The organism is Streptomyces sp. NPDC005004 (assembly GCF_053600675.1).
Genome location: NZ_JBSGAH010000030.1, coordinates 29,044 through 55,069, shown reverse-complemented (window position 1 = coordinate 55,069; position 26,026 = coordinate 29,044). Strand labels below are relative to the sequence as shown.

26 protein-coding genes are annotated in these 26,026 nt (G+C 70.8%); 8 read left to right on the top strand and 18 right to left on the bottom strand.

What is annotated here, in order from left to right; translation table 11 throughout:
• Positions 1-1,190 (bottom strand): SulP family inorganic anion transporter (locus ACWEEU_RS28885; RefSeq protein WP_451736291.1); only part of this gene is annotated, 1,190 nt, incomplete at its 3' end.
• A 408-nt stretch (positions 1,191-1,598) separates the two neighbouring features.
• On the opposite strand from ACWEEU_RS28885, the gene ACWEEU_RS28880 reads away from it, so the two are divergent.
• Positions 1,599-2,009 (top strand): MerR family transcriptional regulator, encoded by a 411-nt coding sequence (locus tag ACWEEU_RS28880; RefSeq protein WP_451736288.1) that lies wholly within the window; start codon positions 1,599-1,601, stop codon positions 2,007-2,009.
• Between the two features lie 364 nt (positions 2,010-2,373).
• On the opposite strand, the gene ACWEEU_RS28875 is transcribed toward ACWEEU_RS28880, so the two are convergent.
• Positions 2,374-2,772 carry a MerR family DNA-binding protein gene (locus tag ACWEEU_RS28875; RefSeq protein WP_451736286.1) on the bottom strand — a complete coding sequence of 133 codons (399 nt, stop codon included), beginning with the start codon at positions 2,770-2,772 and terminating at the stop codon, positions 2,374-2,376.
• 75 nt (positions 2,773-2,847) lie between these two features.
• Between ACWEEU_RS28875 and merB the strand changes: the two genes are divergently transcribed.
• The gene (merB, locus tag ACWEEU_RS28870; protein ID WP_451736284.1) at positions 2,848-3,801 is read left to right on the top strand and encodes an organomercurial lyase; all 954 of its coding nucleotides are present in this window, start codon (positions 2,848-2,850) and stop codon (positions 3,799-3,801) included.
• Between the two features lie 381 nt (positions 3,802-4,182).
• Here merB and ACWEEU_RS28865 read toward each other — a convergent pair whose 3' ends face one another.
• The 6 genes from ACWEEU_RS28865 to ACWEEU_RS28840 all read right to left on the bottom strand — a co-directional run bounded on the left by ACWEEU_RS28865 (position 4,183) and on the right by ACWEEU_RS28840 (position 8,940).
• Entirely contained in the window at positions 4,183-5,148 is a 966-nt protein-coding gene (locus ACWEEU_RS28865; protein ID WP_451736303.1) for a bile acid:sodium symporter, read from the bottom strand.
• Between the two features lie 129 nt (positions 5,149-5,277).
• Complete coding sequence (locus ACWEEU_RS28860; RefSeq protein ID WP_451736281.1) at positions 5,278-5,583, bottom strand: hypothetical protein; 306 nt, start codon at positions 5,581-5,583, stop codon at positions 5,278-5,280.
• Positions 5,580-6,356, bottom strand: a complete 777-nt coding sequence (locus ACWEEU_RS28855; RefSeq protein ID WP_451736278.1) for a heavy metal-responsive transcriptional regulator — start codon at positions 6,354-6,356, stop codon at positions 5,580-5,582. The genes ACWEEU_RS28860 and ACWEEU_RS28855 overlap by 4 nt, the downstream gene beginning before the upstream one ends.
• 98 nt (positions 6,357-6,454) lie before the next feature.
• On the bottom strand, positions 6,455-7,270 hold the full coding sequence (locus tag ACWEEU_RS28850; protein WP_451736275.1) for a sulfite exporter TauE/SafE family protein: 816 nt from the start codon (positions 7,268-7,270) through the stop codon (positions 6,455-6,457).
• A gap of 194 nt (positions 7,271-7,464) precedes the next feature.
• Positions 7,465-7,836 (bottom strand): ArsR/SmtB family transcription factor, encoded by a 372-nt coding sequence (locus tag ACWEEU_RS28845; protein ID WP_451736272.1) that lies wholly within the window; start codon positions 7,834-7,836, stop codon positions 7,465-7,467.
• Positions 7,837-7,878: 42 nt separating this feature from the next.
• Positions 7,879-8,940 (bottom strand): flavin-containing monooxygenase, encoded by a 1,062-nt coding sequence (locus tag ACWEEU_RS28840; RefSeq protein ID WP_451736269.1) that lies wholly within the window; start codon positions 8,938-8,940, stop codon positions 7,879-7,881.
• 110 nt (positions 8,941-9,050) lie between these two features.
• On the opposite strand from ACWEEU_RS28840, the gene ACWEEU_RS28835 reads away from it, so the two are divergent.
• From ACWEEU_RS28835 to ACWEEU_RS28820, 4 genes are all read left to right on the top strand, one after another.
• Positions 9,051-10,460, top strand: coding sequence for an NAD(P)-binding domain-containing protein (locus tag ACWEEU_RS28835; RefSeq protein ID WP_451736266.1), 1,410 nt, complete (start codon positions 9,051-9,053; stop codon positions 10,458-10,460).
• Positions 10,457-11,692 (top strand): MFS transporter, encoded by a 1,236-nt coding sequence (locus tag ACWEEU_RS28830; RefSeq protein ID WP_451736263.1) that lies wholly within the window; start codon positions 10,457-10,459, stop codon positions 11,690-11,692. The genes ACWEEU_RS28835 and ACWEEU_RS28830 overlap by 4 nt, the downstream gene beginning before the upstream one ends.
• 427 nt (positions 11,693-12,119) lie before the next feature.
• On the top strand, positions 12,120-12,560 hold the full coding sequence (locus tag ACWEEU_RS28825) for a GFA family protein (RefSeq protein WP_190044137.1): 441 nt from the start codon (positions 12,120-12,122) through the stop codon (positions 12,558-12,560).
• Positions 12,561-12,930: 370 nt separating this feature from the next.
• Positions 12,931-13,251, top strand: a complete 321-nt coding sequence (locus ACWEEU_RS28820; protein ID WP_451736300.1) for a GFA family protein — start codon at positions 12,931-12,933, stop codon at positions 13,249-13,251.
• Between the two features lie 99 nt (positions 13,252-13,350).
• Here the strand turns inward: ACWEEU_RS28820 and ACWEEU_RS28815 are convergent, their stop codons facing one another.
• The 9 genes from ACWEEU_RS28815 to ACWEEU_RS28775 form a co-directional block, all read right to left on the bottom strand.
• Positions 13,351-14,049: a hypothetical protein gene (locus ACWEEU_RS28815; protein ID WP_451736260.1), complete on the bottom strand. Its 699-nt coding sequence runs from the start codon at positions 14,047-14,049 to the stop codon at positions 13,351-13,353.
• A gap of 78 nt (positions 14,050-14,127) precedes the next feature.
• Entirely contained in the window at positions 14,128-14,571 is a 444-nt protein-coding gene (locus ACWEEU_RS28810) for a hypothetical protein (protein ID WP_451736257.1), read from the bottom strand.
• Positions 14,572-14,681: 110 nt separating this feature from the next.
• On the bottom strand, positions 14,682-16,430 hold the full coding sequence (locus tag ACWEEU_RS28805; protein WP_451736254.1) for a relaxase/mobilization nuclease domain-containing protein: 1,749 nt from the start codon (positions 16,428-16,430) through the stop codon (positions 14,682-14,684).
• Positions 16,431-16,445: 15 nt separating this feature from the next.
• Complete coding sequence (locus tag ACWEEU_RS28800; RefSeq protein ID WP_451736251.1) at positions 16,446-17,174, bottom strand: plasmid mobilization protein; 729 nt, start codon at positions 17,172-17,174, stop codon at positions 16,446-16,448.
• Between the two features lie 202 nt (positions 17,175-17,376).
• Complete coding sequence (locus ACWEEU_RS28795; protein WP_451736248.1) at positions 17,377-17,568, bottom strand: hypothetical protein; 192 nt, start codon at positions 17,566-17,568, stop codon at positions 17,377-17,379.
• A complete protein-coding gene (locus ACWEEU_RS28790; protein ID WP_451736246.1) occupies positions 17,565-18,932 on the bottom strand; it encodes a hypothetical protein in 1,368 nt (455 codons plus the stop codon). The genes ACWEEU_RS28795 and ACWEEU_RS28790 overlap by 4 nt, the downstream gene beginning before the upstream one ends.
• A complete protein-coding gene (locus tag ACWEEU_RS28785) occupies positions 18,929-19,573 on the bottom strand; it encodes a WhiB family transcriptional regulator (RefSeq protein ID WP_451736243.1) in 645 nt (214 codons plus the stop codon). The genes ACWEEU_RS28790 and ACWEEU_RS28785 overlap by 4 nt, the downstream gene beginning before the upstream one ends.
• A 170-nt stretch (positions 19,574-19,743) precedes the next feature.
• Positions 19,744-20,436 (bottom strand): zinc finger domain-containing protein, encoded by a 693-nt coding sequence (locus ACWEEU_RS28780; RefSeq protein ID WP_451736240.1) that lies wholly within the window; start codon positions 20,434-20,436, stop codon positions 19,744-19,746.
• 25 nt (positions 20,437-20,461) lie between these two features.
• Positions 20,462-21,328, bottom strand: a complete 867-nt coding sequence (locus tag ACWEEU_RS28775) for a helix-turn-helix domain-containing protein (protein ID WP_451736237.1) — start codon at positions 21,326-21,328, stop codon at positions 20,462-20,464.
• 1,226 nt (positions 21,329-22,554) lie between these two features.
• On the opposite strand from ACWEEU_RS28775, the gene ACWEEU_RS28770 reads away from it, so the two are divergent.
• A complete protein-coding gene (locus ACWEEU_RS28770; protein ID WP_451736297.1) occupies positions 22,555-23,853 on the top strand; it encodes a helix-turn-helix transcriptional regulator in 1,299 nt (432 codons plus the stop codon).
• An 83-nt stretch (positions 23,854-23,936) separates the two neighbouring features.
• Positions 23,937-24,344 (top strand): acyl-CoA thioesterase, encoded by a 408-nt coding sequence (locus tag ACWEEU_RS28765; protein ID WP_451736234.1) that lies wholly within the window; start codon positions 23,937-23,939, stop codon positions 24,342-24,344.
• 171 nt (positions 24,345-24,515) lie between these two features.
• Here ACWEEU_RS28765 and ACWEEU_RS28760 read toward each other — a convergent pair whose 3' ends face one another.
• Entirely contained in the window at positions 24,516-25,955 is a 1,440-nt protein-coding gene (locus ACWEEU_RS28760; protein ID WP_451736231.1) for a transcriptional regulator, read from the bottom strand.
• Positions 25,956-26,026 lie beyond the last annotated feature (71 nt).

Sequence of the window (26,026 nt, the reverse complement as noted above, 5' to 3'; positions counted from 1 at the left end):
AAGATGACCATGGCGGTGATGGAGCCGACGACGACGCCGATGGCGAGGTTGTCGGTGGCGACCACCACGATCACGGTGATGGCCATGACGGCGATCTCCCCAGCGGGCATCCGCTTCAGCGTCTTGGGCGCGATGGAGTGCCAGTCGAAGGTCGCGAAGGACACCATGATCATGACGGCGACGAGGGCGGCCATGGGGATGTCGGAGACGACGGGGCCGAAGGCGATGCACAGCACCATCAGGAACGAGCCCGCCAGGAAGGTGGAGAGGCGGGTGCGGGCGCCGGAGACCTTCACGTTGATCATGGTCTGGCCGATCATGGCGCAGCCGCCCATGCCGCCGAAGAAGCCGGTGACGATGTTGGCGATGCCCTGGCCGATGGACTCGCGGGTCTTGGAGGAGTGGGTGTCGGTGATGTCGTCGACCAGCTTCGCCGTCATCAGCGATTCCATCAGGCCGACCAGTGCCATCGCGAAGGCGTACGGGGCGATCGTGGTCAGGGTGTCGAGGGTGAACGGCACGTCCGGCAGGCCGGGGACGGGCAGGGAGGACGGCAGGGCGCCCTTGTCGCCGACGGTCGGCACCGCAACGCCGGCCGCGACCGTGATGACAGTCAGGATGACGATGGACACCAGCGGGGCCGGGATCACCTTGGTGACCTTCGGGAAGAACACCATCAGGGCCAGGCCGCCGATGATCAGCGGGTAGACGGCCCAGGGCACGTCGTGCATCTCGGGGACCTGCGCCATGAAGATCAGGATGGCGAGGGCGTTGACGAAGCCGACCATCACCGAGCGCGGCACGAACCGCATCAGCTTCGCCACCCCGAGCGCGCCCAGGATGACCTGGATGACTCCGGCGAGGATGACGGCGGCGATCAGGTAGCCCAGGCCGTGCTCCCTGTTGAGCGGGGCGATGACGAGGGCGATGGCGCCGGTGGCGGCGGAGATCATCGCGCGTCGGCCGCCGACGATGGAGATGACGACGGCCATGGTGAAGGAGGCGAACAGGCCGACCGCCGGGTCGACCCCGGCGATGATCGAGAACGAGATCGCCTCGGGGATCAGGGCGAGAGCGACGACGAGACCCGCCAGGATCTCGGTGCGCCAGACCTTCGCATCGGAGATCCAGTCGGGCTTCAGGCCGCGCAGGCGCGCGGCCGGGGATGCGGTGACAGCGGAAGAGAGCAAGGAAACAGGTACCTGTCGTGCTCGGGCACGCCTCACGGGGCAGGCCGGGGCGTGCGGGAGGAGGCGGAGGGGCCGGGTCGGCACCCCGCGGACGGCCCCGTCAGCGCGGAACCGGAAGAGAGCGGATCCGGACGCAAACCGGCAGACGCGAGGCGCCGGAGTTCACATCCGGGGGCGAAGCATCACGGCGGGCAGGCGGCGGCGCCGGGCGTCATGGGCTCGCGCACGCTTCTCTCCCGCAAGATTAGGATCTTCACCGGGGGCGTCGTCGGCCCCGACAAGGCAACGGCGGGGCCGCGGAACGCTGCCCTCACACCCAACAACTCTACCCTAACGTTAGAGTAGGGTTCGGAGGGTTCCGGCAGGGGTGGCTGCCATGACCGAGGGCGAAGGGCCAGGAGCGCGGACGTGGACGGCAAGCACATGCAGATCGGTGAGGTCGCCGCGCGCACCGAGCTGTCCCTGCGCACCATCCGGCACTACGAGGAGACCGGCCTGGTCACCCCCTCTGCCCGCTCCCAGGGCGGCTTCCGCCTCTACACCGAGATGGACGTTGCCCGGCTCATGGTCATCCGCCGCATGAAGCCCCTCGGCTTCACTCTGGACCAGATGCGTGACCTGCTCGAAGCCACTGACCGCCTCGACGACGGCCCCGGTCTCGACGCCACCGAGCGCGAAGCACTCCTGGAGCGCGTACGCGCGTACGAGCAGGCCGCGGCCGAGCAGGTGGACAAGCTCCGCACTCAGCTCTCCCGCGCGGAGGACTTCGCCGCCACGCTGCGCGCTCGGCTGCCCGAGCACGAACCGCGCAGTCACTGACCGCAGTGGGCGGCCCGCCCGTGCCCCCACCGGCAGGTCCGGCCTCCCGCAGGCGTATCGGGTGATGTTGCAGAAGCCCTGTCCACAGGAGCCGGCCTGCTGAAGGACCTCACGCACCCGCAGGTCGCCGACTGGGTCACCGGACGCCACCGGCGCTGGCCGGCGGCTCAACCCACACTTGTTCGTCTCGCAGCAGTTAGCGCCCGACATCCCTCCACCGGCTCGTGATCGACACCGTGCTCCATCGCATGGCTCTGCTCACGAGAAACGGGCAGCGCCTGTCCATGAGTTTGGGAGGCAGCTGGCGGCGTGCCGGATTCGAAATGTTCATGGGTTCGGACAGCGTCGGCGGGCGGCGTTCAGCTCAGTCGGCAGCGAGGATGCGGCAGATGTCGCCTTGGGTGCAGGTCTCGGGGGCGATCGTGGAGGCGGTGCGGGTCAGCTCGCGGAGCATGGCGCGGGTTGTCTCCAGTTCGGCGATGCGGCGCTCGACATCGGCGAGGTGTCGGCCGAGCAGGGTGGTGACGTGTGTGCAGGGCGGCTGGCCGCCGTCGCGGATCGCGAGGACGTCGCGGATTTCGGCGAGGCTGAGACCGGCGGCCTGGGCGGAGCGGATGAAGTCGACCCGGGCCGTGGTGTGGGCCGGGTAGTCGCGGTAGCCGCCCGGGGTGCGGGGCGGGTCCGTCAGCAGCCCGGCCTGCTCGTAGAAGCGCAGGGTCTTGGTGGTGGTGCCGGTGGCGGTGGCGAGGGCTCCGATGCGCATACCTCCACGGTAGCCCTTGACCTTCCAGTGCAGTGGAAGGTCTAGCGTGCGGCGTGTGACCTGGAGGTGGCGCTGATGCGCGTGGAGATGCTGATCGTTCCGGACTGCCCGAACGGCCCGGTGCTCAAGGAGCGGCTGGAGCTCGCCCTGGCGGGCCGCACCGATGTGGAGCTCGCCGAGCGCGTGGTCGCCGACCAGGCGGAGGCCGAACGCCGGGGCATGCACGGCTCGCCGACGCTGCTGGTCGACGGCCGTGACCCGTTCGCCGAGCCGGGCACTGCGGCCACCATCTCCTGCAGGCTCTACGTTGGTGCCAACGGCCGGATCGGCGGAGCACCCTCCGTCGAGGAGCTGCGGCGGGTGCTCGACACTCCCGCCACTGGCGGTGCGGACCGGGCGGCCGGACGGGCCGGGCAGGGCCGTCTCGCCCCGCCCGAGGGCGGTCTGCGAGCGGTGCAGCAGGCTGTCCTGCGGTCCTTCGCCACCACCGGCGCCCCACCCGCGGCGGCCGAGATGGAGTCGGCGGCCGTGCCCTTCGGCGTGCCGGCTGCCGAGGTCCTCGCCGAGCTTGTCTCCGAGGACTTCCTGACGCTGGACGACGCCGGGCATATCCAGGCCGCCTACCCGTTCTCCGCCGTCCCCACCGAGCACGCCGTGCAGATCGCAGACGGGCCGACGGTGTGGTCGATGTGCGCGATCGACGCGCTCGGAACCCCCGTCATGCTCGACACCGACGCCCTCATCACCTCCACCGACCCGGTTACTGGCGAGCCCGTCCGTGTGGAGTTCACCAGAGGGAAGACCACCTGGCAGCCGGCGACCGCGGTGGTCTACTACGGCGCCCGCCCCGGCACCGGCCCGGCCGCCGCCGTGTGCTGCGGCTACCTGCGCTTCTTCACCACCCGCGCCACCGCTGAGCAGTGGGGCTGCCAGCAGGCCGACCTCAGCGGCGCCGTCCTGGACCAGGCCGAGGCCGAACGCCTCGGAGCGGACATCTTCGGCCCGCTCATGAGCGCACCGGCCCGGTAGGAGCTCCGCCATGGGCCCAGGCCAGTGCCGCCACCCGAGCAGTCTGGTCGCGACGCTCGGAGTGCTTGGGGCCGTGGCTGGCGCCGGCACTGGCCTTTGGTCCTCACCGCGGACCTGACCAAGGTGCTGTCGATTCTCGGGTTCTGGCTCAGCTTCCGTCGAGCCAGAACCACAACTCGTGAACAGAGCCATCTATCGCACCTTCACTCGCGCCGGGTTGACGATGCAGCTGGTCCTCCCGCACCGGATCCTCTTCGAGGCCCGACAGCACGCCCTCTCCACCTCATGCGCCTGTTCGGCCTGAGCAACGGCGCCGCCATGTGCTACGTCGCAACCGCGCACTCCGACCGGACATGAAGCTGCCCGGTGAGGAGCGGGCGGTCAGCGGGAGGCGGCCTCGGTCTGCTCTTCCTCGGGCACCAGGCGAGGGACGAGACGTACGTAGGCGACCATGCCGAGGACCTCGACGAGGGTCTGGGTGACCACGACGAGGGAGGCGACGGCGAGGGAGTCGGGCAGAGCCAGGGCCAGGGGGAGGACGACGAGGGAATTGCGGGTCGCGCCGGTGAAGACGATCGCCCTCCCCGCGGGTGCGTCGAGGCGGAAGAGTCGGGCTACGGCCTTCCCGGCGAACGCCATCACGATGAGGAACAGCACGAAGTACGGGACGACGGCGGCGACGTCGCCGAGGCTGTCGCCGAGCTTGGGGACCTGGGAGGCCACCACGGTCAGGAGGGTCGCGGCCATCAGCGGGACCATCGTGGTGGTCGCCGCACCGAAGACCTTCTGCCCGGCCGGGCGGCGGGCGGCCCATGCCTGAAGGGCCAAGGCGAGGGCGAGCGGGCTGACGATCAGGGCAAGGAACGCCTCGAGGAACGGGCCGACCTCGACGATGTCGGCGAGCTCGGAACCCATGAACAGGTAGAGGAACCCCGGCAGCAGCAGCATCTGCGCGACCAGGAGGACCGGGGTGGCGGCCAGCAGGCGGCGGCTGGAGCCGCCGGCGAGGCCGGAGAAGACGATGACGTAGTCCACGCACGGGCACACCAGCACCAGCAGCACGCCCAGGCGCACGGCCTGGTCGGCCGGGAGGAGGGTGAACATCGCGGCGACGACCAGCGGCACCACCACGAAGTTGACCACCACCGCCGCGGACAGGAACCGTCCGTCGCGCAGCGAGCGGACCAGTTCGGCGGCCGGGACCTGGAGGAAGGTGACGAACAGCAGCGCCCCGAGGACCGGATTGATCGCGTGCTCCAGCCCGGGCCCGAGGCCGGGGGCCGCCCAGCCGAGGAGGCCGCCGCCGGCCAGCGCTGCCAGGTAGACCATGACCTGGTGGTGTTCCATCCGCTCGACCAGGCCCTGCGGTCCCTGCTGCGACACCCCAACTGCTCCTTCATCGGTGCCAGCCGCCCCATGGCGCGCCGGACGGTTCATCCTCACAGACCCCGTGCGGGGCCTGGCCGGCGGTCCTGCTCAGCGGGCAGCCTTGCCGCCCTCCGGCGGCGGGCCGAGGGTGGGCATGCCGAGGTCGGCCCGGGCCGGGACCGTGCGGCAGGACGTCGTGCGGCGCCGATGCCGTACGAGGAGGAAGCCGAGCCCGGCGGCCACGGCGAGCACTGCCAGGGCGGGCATCCACAGCGCGCCGATCGCGGAGGCGACGCCGACGGAGCCGAGGACGGCCAGGACCGGGCCCGCGCAGCACACCGCACAGGCGGCGACCGCGGCCGCGCCGAGCGTGCCCCAAGGGCGGGACCGACGGGGAGAGGACGTGGTGGTCACGCGGCGGCTCCGAAGAGGTCGGCCAGCATCCCGGCGGCGGCCTCGGGGGCCCGCACCTCCAGCTGGAGACCGGTCGGGGTCAGGTGCAGGGTGAAGTCGAAGAACGCGCAGCAGCCCTGTTCCGCCGCGGCGAGCGCCGCGAGTTCGCCGGCGAGCTCGGCGCCGGCCGGGAAGGACAACCTGAGGCCGTCGGGGATCTCTTCGCGGCGCTCGGCCTTGCCGGCCAGGGCCCGCCACTGCTCGGTGCGCTCGTCCAGCTCGGCTCCGCCCAGCGTGCAGGCGACCGGGACCTCCCGCCACGCCTCAGCGGCCGGAGTGCGGCGGGTCGGGGACAGCTCGATCGGCACCGGTCCGGCCGCCGCCGGGGTGCCGGTCGTGGTGCAGCCGCACTCCGGACCGCACGCCCCGGCCGGGGCCGGGGCCGAGAGCTCGGCGTGGACACCGGCCAGGTGGGCGCAGAATGCGCGCAGCTCGGCGATGCGGCCGTCGGTCTCGGCGATCCGGTCCGCGACCAGCGGCAGCATCCGCGCCCGCACCGACGCGCACACTCCCTCCTCGCGGACGTCGAGGAGGTCGCGGATCTCCTCCAGGGCCAGGCCCAGGAGCTTGGCCGAGGAGATGAAGGCCAGGCGCTCCACCGCGTCCTCGCCGTACATCCGGTACCCGGACGGGGTCCGGTCGGCGGGCAGCAGCCCGGCGTCCTCGTAGAAGCGCAGCGTCGTGGCCGGGACGCCGGAGCGCTCGGCCATCTGCGAGATGCGGTAGGTCGTCACGCCACCGACGGTAAACCTTCGACCCGACTCGAAGGTCAAGCGCTGGACCTCGCCCTGCCTCGCAGGAGGGGGGTGCGCGGTCTTTCGCCCGCCGCCGTTCAGTCGTGGCGGGCGAGCTTGAACGCGGAGGCGAGCAAGATCACGGCCAGGAGGGGGATGAGGACCAGGTCGGGGAAGACTCCGAGGAGCAGGCCGCCCAGCACGGCGCCGGCGATGGAGCCCGCGGCCATGGTGGCGGTGAAGCGGAGGTTGGTGCCGAGGACGGCGAAGCTGCCGTCGCGGCTGTAGCGGGCGAACGCGACCAGCATGGTCGGCAGGGAGACCAGCAGGGAGAGGCTTCCGGCGGTCTTGATGTCCTGGCCGAACAGCAGCACGATCGTCGGGATCAGCAGCTCGCCTCCGGCCACACCCATGATCGCGGCGACCACGCCGATGCCGAACCCGGCGACGACGCCGGCGGGCACCTGGGCCCACAGCGGCAGGGCGAGCGCGTCCAAGGCGGTGGTGTGGGTAACAACCAGGGCGGCCGTCATCAGCACCATCAGCACCGCCAGCACCTTGTAGAGGGTGGAGCTGCGCATGCGCACCGCCCAGCTCGCTCCGGCCCATGCACCGAGCAGGCTGCCGGCCAGCAGGTTGACCGTGATCGGCCACCGTGCGGCTACCTCGGCTGCCGGGACCGCGGCCAGGCGGGCCGGCAGCGCGACCAGGACCACAACCAGGCTCATCGCCTTGTTCAGGATGACGGCCGAGAGCGCCGCGAACCCGAACAGGCTGATGAGCAGGGGCAGGCGGAACTCCGCCCCGCCCAGTCCGATCATTCCGCCCAGCACCCCGATGGCTCCTCCCGCGGCGAACACCAAGGGTGCCGAAAGCGTCGCGCGCAGCGGGACAGGGCTCTGATCAGTGGTCATGACGGGCATCTTCGCTGGCAGCCGCCTCGCCCGCTACGGTGCGGCCATCTCTTCGGGCGAAGGCACCGCAGGTCCGCCGAGGCTTCGTCCAGACCTCCCAGCACCGGCAGCGTTCGCTGGGCTGCGGCGCTCGATGAAGATGCCGTCGCGCGGGACGCCGCGACGGTGTCCCGCCCGTGCGCGTCTGCGGGCCGTCAGGCCGCGGTGGGTAGCGTCAGCAGCTTGCCCATCGCTGCGAGCACCGACGGCTCGACCCGGTAGTAGACCCAGGTGCCGCGCCGCTCGGAGGTGAGCAGCCCGGCCTCCTTCAGCTTCTTCAGGTGGTGGGAGACGGTGGGCTGGGAGACGCCGACGTCGGAGATGTCGCACACGCACGCCTCGCCGCCCTCGTGCGAGGCCACGGCGGAGAAGAGACGCAGCCGGACCGGGTCGCCGAGCGCCTTGAACATCCGCGCGGCCGTCTCGGCCTCGGTGGCGGTCATCGGGCGCTCGGTCAGCGGCGGGCAGCACGGCACCACACCCTGACCGTCGGCTTCGAGCAGCGGCAGCACCTTCGCATTCGACATGCGTCTATGTTGACACATGTCGAATCAGTACAGGGGGGTTCGTCACCGGCGTGCGAGGTGGGCGGCCAGGTTCCGGGCGACGCGGTCCGCGTCCCGTCCGACGCCGCGCAGCGAGTTCGATGACAGGCTGCGCTGCCATTCCAGCCCGACGAACGCCAGCCCCGGTACACCGGTGGCGAGGCCGTCACGGTGCCGGGGGTTCCCGTCGGCGTCGAGAGCGCCATGGAGAGTGGCGAGGTAGGGCAGGTCGGGGCGGTAGCCGGTGGCGAGCACGATCGCGTCGACCTCCTCCCGCTCCCCGTCCGGCCAGACGAGCTTGGACCCGGTCGCGCCGGTGAACAGCGGCCGCCGGTCGGGTCGGCCGGCGGCCAGGGCGGCCCGGTAGCGGCCGTCGTCGATGACCGGCTGCGCCGGCGGGCGCGCAAGGAGCCGGCCGAGGGGTGCGGCGTCCAGGCCGGTGCGGGCCGTCCAGAAGTGCAGGTCGCGGCCGAGGATGCGCTGGGCCGCGAACTTCACCGGGGCGCGGGTGGCGAGCGTGACCCGTGCCGTGGCGGCGAGCTCGGCGGCGATCTGCACCGCGGAGTTCCCGGCCCCGACCGCGACCACCCGGCGGCCGGTGAACGGGGCCGGGCTGCGGTAGTCGGCGGCGTGCAGCACCTGCCTGGCGAACTCCTTCAAGCCCGGCAGCGCGGGCCGGTGCGGTCGGCCGAACGTCCCGGAGGCCGCCACGACGGCCCGCGCGGACAGCCAGCCGCCGCCCTCCAGCTCCACCTCGAAAGCCTCGCCGGCGCGGCGGACCGCGGTGACGCGGCAGCCCGTGCGGATCTCGGCGTCCAGGCGGTCGGCGTAGGCGGTGAGGTAGTCGACGACTTCGTCGCGGTGCGGGTAGCGGTCACGGTCGGCTCCGGGGAACGGCATCCCGGGCAGGGAGCTGTACCGGGCGGGCGAGAACAGCGTGAGGCTGTCGTAGTAGTGCGGCCACGCCCCGGCCGCACGGTCGGACGCCTCCAGCACCACCGGCCGCAGCCCGAGCCGCAGCAGCGCGTGGGCGGTGGCGAGGCCGGACTGGCCGCCGCCGATCACGGCGACGTCGATGTGCTCCATCAGCGAATCCCCCTTGGTTCGATAAATGTCTATGTTGACGCTTATCAATACAGGTGCCATGCTGGGCCGCGCAAGCCATCGACAGATGTCGAAACACGCAAGGAGTCGCCGTGAACGCGCCCGCCACCACCGAGCTGCCCGTCGTCGTGATCGGGGCCGGACCCGCCGGCCTGGCCGCCGCCGCCCACCTCATCGACCAGGGCATCGAACCCCTGGTCCTGGAAGCCGGCCATAGCGCCGGCGCCGCGGTGCGCGAGTGGCCGCACGTGCGCCTGTTCTCCACCTGGGGCGAGGTCGTCGACCCCGCCGCCGAGAAGCTCCTGGCCCCCACCGGCTGGACCCGCCCCGACCCGGCCACCTACCCCTCCGGCGGCGACTGGGCCGACCTCTACCTGCAGCCGCTCGCCGACGTCCTCGGCGACCGCGTCCGCACCGGCGCACGCGTCACCGGTGTCTCACGCACCGGCCGGGACCGGATCGTCGACGCCGACCGCGAGCAGCAGCCGTTCGTCGTGCACGTCACGCGTGCCGACGGCCGTGAGGAGCGCCTCTTCGCCCGCGCCGTCATCGACGCCTCCGGCACCTGGAACACCCCGTCCCCGGCCGGCGGCAGCGGCCTGCCCGCACTCGGCGAGAAGGCAGCCGCGGACCGGATCACCTACCGCGTCCCGGACCTGAAGGACCCGGCCGTCCGCGCCCGGTACGCGGGCAAGCGCACCGCCGTGATCGGCTCCGGCGCCTCCGCGTTCACCGCCCTCGCCTACCTCGCCGACCTCGCCAAGGCCGACGGCGGCGCGGGAACAAAGGGCGTGTGGATCCTGCGCCGGGGCATCTCCGGCTCCACCTTCGGCGGCGGAGAAGCCGACCAGCTCCCCGCCCGCGGCGCCCTGGGCCTGGCCGCGAAGGCAGCCGTCGACGAGGGCCATGCGGACGCGGTCACCGGCTTCCGCACCGAGGCGATCGAACGGGCAGACGACGGCCGCCTGGTCCTGGTCGGCGAGGACGGCCGCCGCCTCGACCCGGTCGACGAGGTCATCGTGCTGACCGGCTTCCGCCCCGACCTCTCCTTCCTCGACGAGATCCGCCTCGGCCTCGACGAGCGCCTCCAGGCGCCCGTCGAACTGGCTCCGCTGATCGACCCCAACCAGCACTCCTGCGGCACCGTCTACCCCCACGGCCACCGCGAGCTCTCCCACCCCGAACCCGGCGTCTACCTGGTCGGCATGAAGTCCTACGGCCGCGCCCCCACCTTCCTCGCCATGACCGGCTACGAGCAGGTCCGCTCCGTCGCCGCCGCCATCGCCGGCGACCTCGAAGCAGCCGACCGCGTCGAACTGACCCTGCCCGAGACCGGAGTCTGCGGCGGAGCCGGCCTCTTCGACGCCCCCGAATCCGACCAGAGTGGCGGCGGCTGCTGCGCCCCGGCGCCGCAGCTCGTCCAGCTCGGCGTCCCCGCCGTCGGCCCCGGCGGCGCCACGGCGGCCGAGGAGGCTCCGGCGGGCGGCTGCTGCGGCTCGTGACCGACCTCAACACCTCAGCCCGCGGGGCCGCGACCGGATCGGGGGACCGGTCGCGGCCCCGCGCCGTGCTGCCCGCCCTCTGCCTGACGCAGATCACCAGCTGGGGCATCGTCTACTACGCCTTCCCCGTCCTCAACCCGCAGATCACCGCCGCGACGGGGTGGCCGGCCGGCGCAACCACCGCGGCGTTCTCCCTCGGCCTCGTCGTCTCCGCCCTCGCCGGAATCCGCGTCGGCCGCATCCTCGACCGGCGCGGCCCGCGCACCGTCATGACCGTCGGCTCCGTCTTCGGCGTGGTCAGCCTGCTGATCGTGGCTGCGGCCCCCAACCTCCCCGTGTTCTTCGCCGGTTGGGCGCTGGCCGGGCTCGCGATGGCCGCCACCTTCTACCAGCCGGCGTTCGCCGCCCTCACCCGCTGGTGGGCCCCCGACCACGTGCGCGCCCTGACCATCGTCACCCTCGCCGGCGGGCTCGCCTCCACGGTCTTCGCACCCCTGACCGCGGCCCTCGCCGACCACCTGTCCTGGCGTCACACCTACCTCGTACTCGCCGCCATCCTCGCCGCCGTCACCATCCCCGCCCACGCCCTGGCCCTGAGCGCACCCTGGCCCGACGCCCCAACCAGCCCGGCGCACGCGGCCGCAGCTGCGGCCGAGGTCGGGCGCAGCCGACCCTTCCTGCTACTCGCCGCCGCCTTCACTCTGTCGGCCTTCGCGATGTACGCCGTCGTCGTCGCCCTCATCCCGCTCCTCCTGGAACGCGGGTACACCACCAACCAAGCCGCCTGGGCCCTCGGCCTCGGCGGCGCCGGACAAACCCTCGGCCGCACCCTGTACGCCGCGCTTGCCCGCCGCACCACCGCGACCGCCCGTACCACGATCCTGATCGCGCTCGGCGGACTGACCACCGCCGCCTTCGCCGCCGTCCCCGGCCCGTACGTCCTGCTCATCGCCGTGTCGGTGGTGGCTGGCATGGTCCGCGGCAACCTCACTCTCCTCCAGGCCACCGCCATCACCGACCGATGGGGCACAACGCACTACGGACGCCTCTCCGGGCTCCTCGCGGCACCGGCGACCACCGCGGCAGCCCTCGCGCCGTTCGCTGGCGCCGCCCTGGCCTTGCCGCTCGGCGGCTACGGACCACTCTTCTTCCTCCTTGCCACCGTCTCCGTGGCCGCCGCGCTCATCGCACCATGGACAGACACCGCCGCCGCACGCCGCTCATTCCTGTAGCTCGACAGCTGCCGCATCCCCTGCCGACACAGACGAACCCGCCCTCGTTTCCGCCTCCAAGCGGGCAACGAAGCGCGGGTTCAGCGGTTACCCGTCTAAGAATCCGCGAACCCGCGCGCTTCCGTACGTGTTGCAGCCAAGATCGAGAGAGACGAGGCCGGTCACCGCAGTGGCGAGTGGCGCTTCGTCGGGTTCGGCACACCACCCGGCGGTTCAGACAGGCATTGTGCCCTGGCGCGATGCCCGATGGGCCGTGTGCGCCTTGGGACACCCCTGAGCGCGGGTTCGTCGCCCGGGCCCGTCACGCCTCCGCGATCGGCGCACACGGCCGGGGCCACGCCAGAGCCATCAACAGCGTCCTGGCGATCATGGAAGCGATGGCACACTGATGGGTTCAACTTGCCCACTCCACCTGGGAGATCACCTGATGAACGCCACCCCAGCCGCCGACACCCAGGGAGCCAAAGAAGCCGAGGTACGCACCGGCGGCTGCCTGTGCGGCCGCATCCGCTTCACCGCCCAGGGCCCGGCAGTCTTCCCCCACACCTGTGAATGTGATCATTGCCAGAAACTCGGCGGCACCCCCGTGATGTGGTGGGTGGGCTTCAAGACGATCACCTGGACCGGTGAGGGTGGCGAACCGACCTGGTACGAGACCTTCCCCGGTGAGGCGAAGCGCGGCTTCTGCCCGACCTGCGGCAGCCGCGTCGCGGCGATCGACAGCGACATCCCGGAGATCGGCATCAACGTCACGGCCCTCAACGACACCAGCGGCGAAGACCTCGTACCGATCCACGCGTCCTTCCACGACAACGCCGTGCGCTGGCTGCCCTCGGTGGCACAGACAGCGCCCAGTGCGACCGGCTGACACCACGGCGCTCCACGAGCACTCAAGGTACTTGAGGAATGCGCGAGGCTACTTCCTCGACGAATTCAAGCTGCCGCCCCGCCGAGGGGCGAAAGCGGGAGTGAGAGCCAGGGCTCTGAGTATTCAGGCGGTGTCAGGAATCTGGGTGCGCCAAGCATCGAGGTGAAGGGCGAATTGCGAGCCGCCCCCGCGAAAGGGGCACATCAATTTGATCGAAGCAGCCTCAACACGCCGGAGAACACAGCAAAATTGGCTGTACAGGAACTGTTCATCCCATCCGTCGGCTGGCCGTCCCGCTCCTTCGGCAGCCGCCACTGCGACCCACCACGAAGGGGGGCACAAGACGTGAACACGAGCACTTGACAGGGAACTGTGTTCCTGTGACGACTGCACTTTGCTGTCAGGCTCACCAGCGATGTCGTGGGTCGGGTTCCGACGGGAAACGCTGACTTGGACGGGCCCCGGCGGGGAGCCGACGTGGTACTCGACCTGGCCGACCCTGCACCGAGGCTTCTGCCCACGCTGCGGCACCCATCTGATCTCCGTAGCCGACGACTCGGACATGGTCATGGTGACGACGTTCAGCCTCAACCAGCAGGGCAGCGACTTGGAGCCCGTGGGGCACAGCTTCCGTCAGCGTGCCGTGCCGTGGATGACCGTTGTTCTTGCTCCAGACCCGCTCCATTCCTAGCAACACTGGGTCTCCGACTTCCTGGCTGATCGCACTCGTGCGCAACGCCCTGCTGCCCCCGACCAGGAAGGTCGGGGGCAGCAGCATGTCCAGGGAGGGTCAGCCGGCTGCCGCCGCCTTGGCCAGGGCCTTGCCGAGGTGACGGTCGACAAGGGCCGGGGAGCCGGAGACGATCAGCAGCAGGCCGCCGTCACGGAGCGCCGTCTGCTTCACCACGGTGCTCCGCCCTCCGGTGGAGAACGTCAGGAGCTGGCTCCACTGCTCGTCACCGAGCCCGTGGGGCGCGGTCAGCTTCTGCGAGGCCATGTCGATCGCGGTGTCGCCCGCGACTACCTGATAGGTGGGGCATCCGGTCATGGCGCCGAAGATGCGGCCGATGCCATCGGACAGCTTGCCCGCGCTGTCGCTGTACAGCTCCTCGGAGACCTCCGAGTCGCTGCTGCCGGCGTAGGTGAAGGTGGCCTTCGCCTTGTGCAGGAAGGTGAGCGACCCGCCGGTCGCCGCGTCGCCGCCAAGCTCGGTCAGGGCCGGGCAGCCGACGACGGTTACGTCGTCGTGCTGGGCGGGACGCTCCGGCTCGCGCAAGTAGCCGCTGCCGAGGTCGCGCTCGTCGAGCAGGCGCCTCTCCAGTGCGGCCGACGACAGCGGAGCGACGTTCTGGGATGCGCCGGCGGGCTTCCCGGCACGGGCGAAGGAGACACTGTTGGGCTTGGCCCGGGTGGTGTCGGTGGAGCAGGCGGACAGGGCGAGGAGAGCGGCAGTGATGCCGAGGGCGGTGGTGGCGACGCGAACGCGCATGGCGGAACTGACCCCTTGGTACTGGACGACGGGTGGTCAGTGCGGGCCCGCAGGCCCGTTGGGGGCGTAGGAGTGGGGTCAGTGTCCGAGGTGGCGCAGGCAGTCCTCGAACGTGGCGTGCGTCGCGTCCGCCGGCCCGGTGTGCCGGTTGTACCAGGCGGTGTCGAGCCGGGTCTCCTGCTGCTGGTGCCCCGCCCGGCAGCGCAGCCAGATCTGATCCTGGGTGGAGAGGATCAGCCAGTCCCGGTACGTGCCGCACACGGAGCAGGCGACCACCTCGCCGTCGAGGACCAGCGGCTGCGGCCATGCCGTCATCCTGCCGTCGAGCTGGTCGTGGCTGGGCACTCGCAGCTCCGGCGGGAGGAAGTCGTCTATCACGGCGGTCGGCGCGCTGTGCTCCGGTTCGGTCGGCGGGGCTCCCGCCCCGGGAGGGACCTGGTCCTGCATCTCCTCGACCATCTCGATGAATCGGCGCTGCGCCTCGCTGAGCCCCTTCGCCCGACGGCGTATCCGATGAAACACCCTGGCTCTCCTTCGCCTCGTCCTGCTCGCTTCATGATCGTGCCCGACACCCCGGGGGGGCTTCAATTCACAAAGTCCACAGTCGCCTTCGAGGGTCGGGAGCCCCATCGTCACCGAGCGTTGCCCGGCGCCTCCTTCCCACTGCGTGCCCGACCAGGGGCAGAGGGTCGGGGTGCCGCCTTCTCCGTCACGGACCGTCTTGTCGGCGCCCCGCGTTCGGAGAGGTTCGAGGAGTCAGCGGGAAGGTCGGCGGTCCGCCGCAGCCGCCAGACCAGGACATCGCTCACCGAGTCCGCGGAGTCGAGTTCGCGACGCTGCACCGCATCGGACAGAAGCGTGGCCGCGTCGTGACCGGCGGCCTCGGCGTCGGCAATAGTCGCGGCCAGGGCGTACCAGCCGGGTTCGGCGAGGATCTGCTCCGCCAGCTGCGGCAGCGCCTCGCGTAGCAGCGTCGTCTGTCGCTGGATCAGCGGCCGTCCTAGGCGACGGCCGCGCGCGTGGAGCACGCCGATGGGCTGGGCGGCGGCGGCCTGGTAGGCGGAGCGCAGATGTTCGGCGGCCTGCTGGGCGGCGGCGGCCTGCTGCGCGTGTCCCTTCTTCGCGTGCCAGTGCATGGTCGTGGTGATGAGGAAGAACAGCATGTCGATCGCCATTGCAGTGGTGGCGCCGTCCTCACGGCGGCCCAGCGCTGGGCCGCCGTGGACGAGGTCGCGGGCGGCTTGCCGCAAGGCCCGGTCGTGCCCCCGCTCTGCCCGGATGTGGGAGCGGGAGGCCCGTTCGAAGGCCGCTGCTGCCTCTCGCAGTTCGCGGCGGGTGTGGGCAGCAGATGTCTTGGCGAGCGCGTCCAGTACCTCCCCCGCTGCGGCGATGTGGGCGACGGCGACCGCGTCGTCGCCGTGCTCGATGACGGCCACGGCCTGCCACGCGAGGGCGGCCGTCCTGCGGCGGGCACCGGCCGGATCGTCGACGCCCGTACGAACGCCATCGCCCTTGCTGGGAGCGGCGTTGCCATGCTCCGGAGTGGCGCCGGACCACCGCTCCCGGACGCGGGGCAGCGAAAGGTCGGGGGCGAGGCGCGCGCCGGGGTAGAATACCGGCTCGTCTTCGGCGTTGCGGTCGTCGGGCAGAGCGACCTTGTAACCGAGGAGGTCCCCGGACGGAGCGACGCGCTTACGGATCAGCAAGCCAGCACCCGCGAGCCGGTTGAAGAACTCTGCCTCGCTGGTCGCGCCGGCGACCGCGCGCCGCACGGTCTCCCGCAGTTCTTCGCGGGCGGTGCGTTCGCGCCCCTGGCGCTTGGCCTTGTGGCGCTCGGCGCTGGTGGGCCGCTTCGCGGCGGTGCCGTCGCCCTTGTTCAGGCGGCGCAGGCCCAGCTCCACTTCGAGGGTCCGTGCCTGGGCCTGGACGCGGGCGGCGTCGTGGTCGAGGTCGGGGTTGAAACCGTCCTCGCGCACGAGGGTGGCGATGATGTGGATGTGGTCGTCGGCGTGCCGCACGGCCGCCCACCGGCACCCGGCACCCTGTGCGGGGTCGTCGATGCCGGCGGCGGCCACCATGCGCCGGGCGACCTCGCCCCACTCCTCATCACTGAGGGTCCGGTCTTCCGCGGCGTTGCGGACCGAGAGGTGCCAGACGTGCTTCTTCGGCCGGGCGGACTGCTCGACGTTCTCCACAGGCTGGTCGAGGAGCTGCTGAAGTTGCTGCAGCGTGGCGTTCGGATCGCGGCCGGGGTCGGGGGCGTTGTTGTCCCAGGAGGCGACGAGGTGCGGGTCGGTGTGCTCCTCGAACTTGCCGGGCCCGTAGAGGTAGTAGAGGAGGCCGATGGTGCGCTGCCCGCGCTTTTGGATCCGGGGGATCATGCCGGTGGGAGGGTCCTAGTCCTGGTTGAGGAGTCGGTCGGTGGCGTGCTGAACGCGCTGGACGGCGCGGTGGGTGGCGGCGATGACCACATCCAGCTCGGGCGGGTGTGCTCCGACGTTGACCGCCCGGGCGATCTGGTTGAGATTGCTGCCGACGTGACCGAGGTACCGGCGGGCGGCGAAGAACTCGGCGATGACCTCACGCTCTCCGGCGACGGCACTGGCGGTCCGTTCGAGGTCGCGGGCGGCGGACAGCGCGGCGCGGGCGAGGAAGCCCGCCAGGGTGAGGCCGGCGGCCTTCGCGCCGGCGGTGATGCGCTCGAGTTCGTCGTCGCTGAAGCGGGCGTTACGCACGTGCGGGCGCTGGCGGCGCTGGTACTTGCGGCGGCGGACACGCGGCTGCTCAGGTCTGGCCAGTGTCCCTGCTGGTTGCGATCCGCCCTCGGTCGCAGCCTCCTCGTCCGGCGACCCTCGGCGCCGGACGAGCCCCTGCCCCACGGGGGCGGGGGAACCCTTGGATACTCCGCCAGGGGCGGAGTATCCAAGGGGATAACTTGCTCGCCCTGAGACCGAGTTGGAGTCGGGAGCGGGTTCGGGGGTGGTGCCGTTCTGGAGCGGGATCGTCACCGTGATTCGGACCTCATTGAGCGGATGCGGTGCTGGATGGTTGCGGCCAGCGTGATGACGTCGGCCGGTCCCGTCAGGACAAGGACGGGGCCGTTGGGCTGGTACTGGACGAGCCATTGGCCGTTCGGCCCGGGGACAGCTGAGTGCAGGAGGCGTCGGCTGACGAGGACGTCTGCCCAGGCGCTGGCCTCGGCGGCCGTAGGCTCGGATGAACGAAGCGGGAGCGGAATCACGATGCCTCCTCGAAGGGATGGGTGGCCCGGCCCAGTGGCCCGGGCCACCCGTTACGGATACTGCGCTGATCTGTGGGTTTGCCGGGCTATCCGCACTCGGGGCAGCGCCCGACGTGGCTGTTGAGCGCCCTCGCCATCCGCTGCTTCGCCGAGACGGCCTGCTTCGCGCTGGACTTTGCCGACGGCCTGCCCGCGTGTCGCTCGGAGTGGGCGAGCATGAAGCCGATCTCCCGCTCGTACTCCTCACGGACGACCTTGAACTTCAGGCAGGTCTTCATCGGGTGCTCCTTGTCTTCGTGGTGTCCTCGCTCCGCAGCTCCTGGAGGACGAGGCTCAACCGGTCGTTCCGGCCGCCCTTTAGGCCCTCTCGGCGGAGGATCTCCCGCAGCTGGACCCGGGTGACGGACTCGTTGCCGTCCCGGTCGAGCAGAGCCGGGACGTGGGGGCGAACCTGCTGGACGAGCTGGCCCACCGACTGCTCCGGCTCACGCGACGGACGCTGCGTCTGCGGAGTCCGGGACCGGCCCCCACGCGTCCCCTGGCCCTTCGCCTTCGGCGACGTCTTCCGCCGTAGGGGAACTTGTCCCCGGTCCCCGGTGGGTTCGGTCCCCGGGTCGGTTGGTCCCCGGTCCCCGGTGGGTTCGGTCCCCGGGTCGGTTGGTCCCCGGTCCCCGGTGGGTTCGGTCCCCGGGTCGGTCGGTCCCCGGTCCCCGGCCGCCTCTCCGGGACCGGCCTCATCAGTCGTCGTATCTGCGGCTTCCTGCGAGGGGACTGTGGCATCCCCAGCGCCCTGGTGCACCGGGGACCAGGGCGAGGCCAGCGGGACCGTGGCCAGCGCGAGTGCGTGGCGTCGGGCGGCGAGCAGGTCGAGCAGCAGCGCGCGCTGACGTGAGTCGGTGCCGACCGACGCCCTGCCCAGTGCCCGCGACAGCCGCCGGGTGAGCCGCCGGCCGCGCCAGGACTGCTGCTCCTCGGCTGTCCGCTCGGCGAGGCGTGCGGCCAGGTCGACGGCGCGGGCGGTGGCGCGGTCCCGGGTGATCTGCGCGGCGTCGCGATCTCGCGCGGCGATCCCGAGGCGGGACAGCAGCCGCTCGCGGGCTTCCCGACTCAGGGCGGCGAGCAGGCCGTGCGAGGTGGCGCCCGGGGTACGCAGGCGCACCTCGATTCCCATGGCCAGATGCCACAAGGTCGCCGCCATGATCGGGCCGACGAAGGCGCGGACCGTGCCGCCGATGGGGCCGCTCTCGGCGAAGGCGGGGATCACCTGCACTGTGGTGATCACCCAGACCAGGGTGCCCGGCAGGCCGGGCGCGCCCTGGGTGGCCAGGTTCTGTCGTGCCATCAGCGCGGTCGCGAAGAGCGACAGCTCGGCCGCGGCGAACATCCCGGCTCGCTCGGTGGTGCCGGCCATGTCGAGGTAGTCGGCGGCGAAGCGCCAGCTAGTGTCCGCGCTGTAGGCGGTGCAGGCCAGGGCAGCCAGGGCGGCGACGCGGACTGCCGGGCCACGCAGGCTTTTCTGTGGCGGTATGCCGCGGCGCCGGACGGTCCAGGCGGTGAGGGCCAGGACGAGGGCGGCGGGCACGCCGGCGGCAAGGAGGAGGGGGAGGTCAACGCCGGCGCCGAGGGCCAGAAGGCGGGTCATGCGGCCTTTCCGACAGGGGAGTGCGCCGGGAGCTGCGCCACGGGACGGGACGTCGCCTTACGCGTGCCGAGGGGTGGCGTGGGCGCCGGTCGGGATGCGGCGGGGGCGGTCTTCTTCCGCTTCCTGGCGGGCCGTGACACGCCGTGGTTGCGGTCGCGGTCGAACACCTTGTTGGCCGCCTGCCGGAGCAGATCACGGGCATGCTTGGGACCGATGCGCAGGGCGGAGGCGAGCCGGTCGGGCCGCCAGCCGGTGACGTAGGCGTGGTCGATGACGACCTGCCGCTCGGCCTCGGTCAGGTGGACGTCCCGTCCCTGGAAGAACGCCCTTACTCGCTGGTAGTCGAGGCGGTGGCGCAGGCCGTTGTGCCAGGGACGTCGCTCGGCCTGGGTGAGGCCGCCCCAGACGCCCTCCTTGAGGTCGTTCTCCAGGGCGTAGTTGAGGCAGTCGTGACGGACCGGGCACGGGCCGCAGAGTTCCTTGGCCTCGGCGATCGCCTCGTGGTCACGGGGAAGGGGAAAGAACGTGGCGTCGGCGTCGTCGGGGTCCATGCCATTGCAGACCCCGCGAGACTGCCAGCTGGTGTCGCCGATGCCGCGCAGGCCGGTGACGGGCGCGTCGTAGGTAGTGATGTGCTTCAAGGCGAGGCTCCAATGTGCTGCCGCGTCGGCCGGGCGGGGGCCGGAGAGGAGCGGATGCGGTGTTGGGGGCCGGCTGCGCGGCGAGAGCGTGGACCGCAGCCGGAGGTGGGACGGTGAGGGAGTGGTGCGGAGGGTGCACCAGCCCTGGGTGGGGTGGCCGAATGACCCGATCAGCCCATGGCAGGCTGCTGGGCCTGCGCGGCGGTGAGGCGGGAGCCATGCGGAATGGTGCGTGGGGTGGTCGCGTGCATGGCTCCGGAAGGGCCGAGCTTTCGGCGTAGGCACGGCTTACCGGGCTGGGCCCCGCACTGCTCGCAGCCGATGCTGAGGGCATCCGGCTGCCCCGGGGCGGCGGCCGCCGTACGGGCTGCTCGAGCGGCCCGGTAGGGCGCGAGGGCGGCTCGGGCAGCGGGCGGTATACACGAGCCGACTTCCCGCAGCCTCTCCTCCAGCTTCGGATCGATCTCGGTGCTTCGGCGGCTGCTGATCGCGCGGTCCTGCATGGGCTGGGCGCTGCCGATAGCGACCGCGTGCCGGGTGCTGACCAGCTCGGCCGTCCAGGCCGCCTGGTCGTCCGGGTCGGCGGATGGAGTCGGGTCGACGTGGCGGCCGATGCGGTCGCGTCGATAGGCGTCCCACGGGCGGCCGATGTCGGCGGGCGCGATCGGGTACGGCGAGGTGCGGTAGTGCCGCCGTGCGGCGTCGCGGGCGTCCCAGCCGTGCGGTGTGGCCATCGGCACGTCGCCGAGCAGTTCGTGCCACTGGTCGAGCTGCTCGCGGACGTCGCCCTGGTCGGTGCGGGCGAGGCGGGGGTCGAGCCGGCCGATGTAGGCCAGCAGGGCGGCGATTTCGCGGCGGTCCACGGTGTGGCTACTCCGTTCCGGTCGGCTAGAGGGCGGCGAGGAGGGCGGCTTGGTGTGCCTCGGTGCGGGTCATGCCGGGCGACGCGCGGTGGCCAGAGCCGTATCCGGCATGCGCGCCCCGAGGAGTTGGGGGGTGCTCGCGGGCCACCCAGGCACGCCAGTCGGCAGCCCAGGCGTCCGGGGAGCGGGGCTCCCAGTCGGCGCGGTGCAGACGCCACTTCGCGTCGGCCGCCTGCACACCGTCCTCGCCGAGGCGGTCGAGGTGCCCCTGCTGCTGAACCCAGGTTTGGGTGTCTGGGCCGACCTGCCACTGGGCAGCCGGGATGACGGCGGCACCACTGCTGTACTTACGGTTCAATTCCGGTTCACTACGGTTCTGTGTGCCGGTTTCCGGTACACCGCTGTGCCGGTTTCCGGTACGCCGGGGTGCCGGTTTCCGGGTCTGCCGGTTTCCAATACTGCCGGTTTCCGGTACTGCCGGTTTCCGGGCCATCGTGATGGGTTTCGGCCCCCTACGCCGTCGGATTCCGTACCGGCGCAAGGTCGAGACCCGGTGCGCCAGGCGGGCCTCGGAATCGGGGGATGGCGCGTCGGTATTGTCCTCGCGCTGCTCTTGCAGGGCCTGGGCGGCCAGGGGCATACGGTAGACCGTGCTGCCCTGCGGGCCAGCGAGGTCTTTAAGATCCTCCAGTTCGCCTACGGTGATCAGGCGAGCGATAGCCTCGCGCACCGTGGAGATGGAGGCGTTCGTGCGCTCGGCGAGGCTGGACAGCGAGGCCCACGCGATGCACTGGTCATCGACCACCCGGTCGGCGATCGACAGCATGACGCACCGTGCGGTCGCTCGGCTGGAGCTGTTCTCCCACACCCATTCGCGGGCATCGCGGCTCATCGGCCACCCCCGGCCCCTGAAGGGGTACGGGTCGTCGCCGGGACGGCGCGGAATCCTGCTGGCGGTGTTGTCGAGGCGAAGCCATCTGTGGCACGGGGCCGAGGGTTCGGCCTTTTGCACAGGGCGCAAGACATGTAAGAATCCCCTTTGCTTGTTGCCGCGCCGCAGCACCCATGGGGTGCGTCAGCGCGGTAGCGGTACGCAGTTCCGCCGCTGTTGGCTTGCAGGTCCTAGGGCGGAATGTGTTGCTAAGCGTTCGGCGTCCGAGAGCTGGAACTCTCGGGCGCCGTCGCTGTATGCGAGGCGATAGGTTCTGAGGGGCGGTGCTCCTTACGTGTCTGGATACCAGGCGCGTCCTCAGGGGACGACGAACATACGCTCCCGCGTGCGTCAAGATCCAGACTTGGTTCTAGAACTCTGTACTAGTTGCCGATGGTTATTCGTGGGGCGACTTGCGTAACTCGACTCTAGGAGCCGACTTTTCGGCGAGCTGCTATCGCTCTGGCAGGTCGCGCCCGCCTTGGAGGCGCACTCACGTGCAGGCGATGGCGCCGACGTGCCGCACTGCGTGGGCAGCGGCGACCAGGCCACCCCGCGATGATGATCACCACGGACACCTCCTCGCGCTTCGCGTCACACGGATCCGTCGAAACGGCTGGTCAGAGCGATTTAAGTCAATCTTGGCCATGAGCGTCAACGCGACTATTTGTCCGCTTTGGCTATGTTGGGCGCCGCTCCTCTGGTCGTGGAGGCGGGGCCGCTGGAAGCTTCAAGTTCCGTTCCGTGGAACGGCGATGAGGTCTCGCCAGCGGATAAGGTTGGTGGCCGAATTCCCGGCCAGTAGTCGACTCTTGGCGACGCGACGAAAATCGGCAACGTTTTGCCGATTCCAGCGATGAGCCCCCATGGGGGTGTCCGTTTCAGGAGCAAATATGTCGTGATGCCTGGCGATTTAGTTTCATATTGAAGCAGTTTGCGAGGCGGGGGTTTGTGGTCCAGTGCACACATGGCCAAGATCGCTTGAATGTTGCGTATGGTTCTTCCGGGGGGAGTGGCGGGGCGGGGTCCAGTGCATGCGCTGGGCCCTTTTGTGCGCTCCCGCCGCCTCCCAGAGCTATAAGGTAGGCAGGTTTCTCGTGGTCACAAACGACCTTGACCCCAGCAATAGACGTGCTGCAGACGACGAGGTCTCGCGGCAGGGCAGTGGACAGTTGGCCGGCGAATACATGGGATTCGGCGCTCTGCTCCGCCGGTGGCGTAAAGCGGCCGGTGTCACCCAGGCCAGAACCGCACGTGCCCTGGGAATGGGTGAGCGCACGTATCGGAAGATCGAACGTGGTGCGACACCGCCGCGCCTCACGTGCACGCAATGTGAATCCCTAGCGCGGCTGCTGAACTTGGACCGTGACGAACGTCATGCGCTCCTGCTGTACAACATCGGCACCAACGTCGTCTCCAAGTCCGGGCAGCCCGAAGTTCAGCAGGCGCTCCGGCTGCTCATCGACCGGCAGTTGCCGAGCCCGGCCTATGTGTGCGACCGGCACTGGAACATCCTCGCGTTCAACTCGGCCATGGCCGAGTGGTGGCCCTGGGTGATGGAACCCGGCGCGAACCTGATCCGCTGGGCGCTGACCGCGAGCGAAGCGCGGGTTCAGTACCAGGACTGGGACAAGCACGCCTCGGCGTACGTGAAGATGCTGAAGTTCGCTCTGGCCACCAAGCCCAACGACGTGGAACTCCGAGGGCTGATCGAGGACGTCCAGAAGGACCCCGATGCGCGGCATATCTGGGAGACCGTGCACGACATGGGGGAAACCCGGGACGGCCACGTCTTCCGGATGAACGTTCCGGCGCTGGACTGGGAGACCGTTGAAGTCGTCAGTCACGTCCTCTACCCCGCCTCGATGCCGGAGGCCCGGTTCGTCGTGATCACTTGGGTTGAAGGCGCCGAGGATGACGAGCTTGATGCTCTCGGCGGGGCCCGAAATGCCTGGGCGGCCACGGCGGCCAGCCAGGACGACGTTGCCATAGCGCAACGACATGCGCAGAACCGCGCCGACGAGGCCGCGGCTACCCGGTGGCGGCGTGAGGCGGCGCTCGCCTCGCGGACGGTGGTCGATACCCCGGAGGAGGCCGCAGCGCAGGCCGGGACGAACCGCATCCCGTTGCCCGCGCTCAGCAGCGTCCTGGGCCCCGAGGTCCAACTGACGCTCTCGCTCGACCGGCGCATCGTGGTATGGGCGGCGGAAGAGGCCACGAGGTGCTGGGCCGTCACCCACGTCTCGCCGGCCACGGTGATCGCCCGCATTCCCAAAGGGGCGTCGGAGGGCCCCTGCCTCGCCGAGATCCACCATCTGGTCCGCGCAGCCCTGCCCGCCGACCCGACGGCCGCCGCCGCGCGCATTCAGCAACTCCTCGACGAGCGCGACCGAGAACAGCGGGTGCTGCGGGACGTCCTGGACGCGGTGCAGGCCAGCCCGAAAGCCTCGGGCCCCCGAAGCGCAAGCGCGGCCGCGGCGAATTGAACCACGTCCCCGCGCGACCCAAAGCACGAAACCCGACCTACGCCCGCCGCGCTGATCATGCCGCCATACCGATAAGGACCCCCATGCACAGGTTCACTTACCAACTCCCGCTGCGCTGGGCCGACGCAGACGCGTACGGGCACGTCAACAACGCCCTCTTCCTTCAGTACCTGGAAGAGGCGCGCACGAGGATGTTCCAGGACATGCTGCCCATGGACGAGGCTGGCCGCCGCCAGCACGCGTTCGTCGTGGGCCGGTCCACCGTCGACTACCGCGCGCCGCTGCTGTACCGCGAGGAGCCCGTCGACGTGCACGTATGGGTCACCCGCTGCCGCGCCGCGACACTCGAACTCGCCTACGAGATCCGCGACCCGGACCGGCTCTACGCCGAGGCAACGACGATCATGGCGGCATACAACCTGGACACCGCCTGCCCCCGGCGCCTCTCCGAAACCGAGAAGGCTTTCCTAGGCCGCTACACGGAGGCGTGATACCCGCTGTCGGGTTGCTGCTCAAGCCGCCTCACCCCGCTGGCAGGTGAGACGCAGCCACGAGGAGGTTGGAGACAGCGCGCTAAGCGGTTCCAGACAATGCTTAGCGCGCTGGCGGCGCGTCAACTCGAGGCTGCGTCTCTCTAGGCTAACCGAGGTCGGGCAGCGTCCCTATGGCTGGGTGGTCAGCAGTTCGTGGATCTGCCGGGCGCTAGGGGCGGCGGGGTGCTCAGCGGCCTCGCGCGCGAGGTCGCGGTAGCGGCGGCGGACGCGAGCGGAGTCCAGCCCGGCGCCGATGGCGGCGGCCTGTTCGGCGGTGGCGTGGGCGGCCTCGAACTGGCCGGTGAACAGCTGTGCGCGGGCGAGGGCGATGGAGTCGAAGGCGCGGGAGCGTACACGTTGCTCGGCGCGGTGTTCGGCGGCGGTGGCGAGCAGGCCGATGGCGTGTTGCGCGTGCTTGGCGTCGTCGGTTTTTCGGGCGAGGAAGAGAAGTACTTCCCCGAGGGTGGAGGAGAGTTCGGCCTCGTCGAGGTAGGAGACGAAAGCGGGCGCGGGGTCGGGGCCGTCTTCGGTGAAGATCTCCTGGGCGAGGTGGACGGCGCGGAGGGCGTCGCGAGGGCGGCCGAGGAGGGCGGCGAAGCGGGCGTCGAGGGCGTGCAGGCCAGCGCGTAGGACGGGGCTGGCGGTGTTGCGGGCGCCGTAGAGGGCTAGGGCGATGCAGTCACGGGCGAGCTGGGGGTGACCGACGTAGCCCCAGACGCGGGCAAGGCACTGGAGAAGGTGGGCGATGAGGTTGGTCTCGCCGCTTTCGCGGGCGGCGTGCACGGCCAAGGTGAGGTATTTGACGGCCTGAGGGTAGTGGGCGGCGTCGTGTGCAGCCCAGCCGACTACACCGGCGAGGTCGCCGAGTTCGCGGTACAGGGCTCGGCCGGCTGGTTCGGTATAGGTGCCGTTCGTGATGGCAGTGCTGGTAGCGGCGAGATGAGCGGTGGCCATGTAGAGCATGCTGGCGCCGCCGTGGGCGTTATCCATCTCTCGTAGGGCGCTGGTGTGGGCGGCGATGCGCTCGGCGTCGGCGTGGCCGAGGCGGCCGTTGGTCACGACGGCGGGCAGAGGCCGGGCCGTGTTCCAGGACCAGGACTCCAGCGCGGTGAGCAGGTGACGTGGCTCCGGGTACTGCGGGGCGCCGTCGTACTCGGCCCGTTCGGGGCGGTGAGGGCCGTGGGCGAGAGTGGCGCCAGTGGCTCGCTGGAGGTCAGTCAGGATTTCGGCTGGCCCGCGGTATCTGGCCTCGTCTTCGACCGGGGCGGCGGCGAGGCCGAGGTCGGCGGCGGACAGGCGGTAGCCGGTGCGCTCGGAAAGGATCTCGGCGATCAGGTCGGGGACTGGGTCGCGGGGACGCTCGCCGTGATCGAGCCACCTGCGTACGCGGGATCCGTCGGGCCGGACCTGGGGGTGGCCGCGTTCGACGGCGAGCTTGGTGATGGCGCGGGCGAGCGCGTTCTTGGTCATCCTCGACAGGCGGAACCAGTAGCGAAAGGCCGTCTCGGCGGAGAGACGGGCCTCGACGTCGCTGGCCGACTGCGGTGGTAATGACTGCTCGTGGGGCACGGCCGCTGTCCTTCTCCCGGGGCCGAGCGCTGTCTGTCGGCCTATTGCGGACGGGGCGGACATTATCCGGC